Below are 1,897 nucleotides of genomic sequence, written 5' to 3' on the forward strand. Positions count from 1 at the left end.
GAACGCGAAGAGCGCGCCGAGCGCACCGACCGTCCGCGCCATCCGGACGCGCCGCGCCAGCCCGCGCCGGTGCGCCTCGCCGACCAGGACGCCGGCGAACGCCTGTCCAAGCGCATGAGCGAACTCGGCCTGGCCTCGCGCCGCGAAGCCGACGAGTGGATCGAGGCCGGCTGGGTGACCGTCGACGGCGAGCTCGCGACGCTCGGCCGGCGCGTCGGCCCGGACGCGAAGATCGAGGTCGATCCCGCCGCCCGCGAACAGCAGGCGCAGCGCGTGACCATCCTGCTGCACAAGCCCATCGGCTACGTCTCCGGCCAGGCCGAGGACGGCTACGAGCCCGCGTCGGTGCTGGTCAAGGCCGACACCCACTGGGGCGAGGACCCGTCCAAGATCCACTGGGCGCCGGGCCACGGCCGCGGCCTCGCGCCGGCCGGCCGCCTGGACATCGACTCCACCGGTCTGCTGGTGCTGACGCAGGACGGCCGCATCGCGCGCCACCTGATCGGCGAGGACTCCGACGTCGAGAAGGAGTACCTGGTCCGCGTCGCCGTCGAGAACGGCGATCCCGCGCTGCATCCGCAGCAGGCGCTCGATCCGCGTGCGATCGCCCTGCTGATGCATGGCCTGGAGCTGGACGGCGTGCAGCTGAAACCGGCCAAGGTCAGCTGGGCCAACGAGGACCAGTTGCGCTTCGTCCTGCGCGAGGGCCGCAAGCGCCAGATCCGCCGGATGTGCGAGCTGGTCGGCCTGCGCGTGCTGGGCCTGAAGCGCGTGCGCATCGGCCGCATCCCGCTGGGTCAGCTCCCGCCGGGACAGTGGCGCTACCTGGCGCCCTGGGAGCGCTTTTGAGCGTTCCGCCCTCGTCGTCGGCGGCAGCGGCTGACCGCGGCGCGGGCCCCGCGCCCGCGCTGCAGGTCGTCGCGCTGGCGATGCTGCTCGGCCTGCAGCCGGTCACGACCGACCTCTACCTGCCCGCCCTGCCCGGCCTGCGCGCCGACCTGCACGCGGGCATGGGCGCGACGCAGCTGACGCTGTCCGCGCTGATGCTCGCGTTCGGGCTCTCGCAGCTGCTGCTGGGCCCGCTGGGCGACCGCTTCGGCCGCCGGCCGGTGCTGCTGGGCGGACTGTCGCTGTACGTCGTCGCCGCCATCGTTGCGGCGCTGGCCTCGACGATCGACAGCCTGGTCGCCTGCCGCGCACTGCAGGGTCTGGGCCTGGCCGCGGCGGTCGTCGTCGCGCGAGCGATGCTGCGCGACTGGTTCGAGCCGCAGGAAGGCGCGCGGATGATGGCCAAGGCGCTGTCCGGACTCGGCCTCATCGCGCTGGCCTCGCCGCTGATCGGCGGCGTGCTCGCGGCCGGCGTCGGCTGGCGCTGGGCGATCCTGGCGACCGCCATCTTCGGCGCCGTCACGCTGGCGCTGATCGCGCTGCGTGTCCCCGAAAGCCTGGCACGACCCGACCCCGGCGCGCTGCGCCCCTCGGGCCTGGTCGCCAACTGGCGGACCGTGCTCGCGCATCCGACCTTCCGCGCCTATGCGCTGCTCACGGCGCTCGCCTACGCGACCCTGTACGCCTTCCTCGCCGGCTCCAGCTTCGTGTTCATCGAGGTCCTGGGCCTGCGCCACCACACCTACGGTGCGCTCGTCGCCGGCGGCGCCGCGCTCTACGTCACCGGCACGCTGATCTGCCGGCGCTGGCTGCGCACGCTGAGCATCGCCGACACCGTCGCGCGCGGCGCCTGCTTCACCGCGCTGGGCGCGCTGGGCATGGGCCTGGCCGCCTTCGTGCTGCCGCCCTCGCCCTGGGCGCTGATGATCCCGCACGTGGGCATCATGCTCGGCCATGGTGTGCTCCAGCCCTGCGGCCAGGCCGGCGCCGTCGGCCCGTTCCCGCGCCA

General features: G+C 74.2%; 2 protein-coding genes. Both read left to right on the plus strand.

The genetic code is table 11. From position 1 onward, the window contains the following. Window positions 1-849 (plus strand): pseudouridine synthase (locus VF536_RS27265; protein ID WP_331618085.1); only part of this gene is annotated, 849 nt, incomplete at its 5' end. Further along, the coding region (locus tag VF536_RS27270) for an MFS transporter (RefSeq protein ID WP_331618086.1) at window positions 846-1,897 on the plus strand (1,052 nt) is incomplete at its 3' end. The genes VF536_RS27265 and VF536_RS27270, both read left to right, overlap by 4 nt.

Source organism: Roseateles sp., assembly GCF_036486225.1.
In the GTDB taxonomy this organism is placed as follows: domain Bacteria; phylum Pseudomonadota; class Gammaproteobacteria; order Burkholderiales; family Burkholderiaceae_C; genus Roseateles.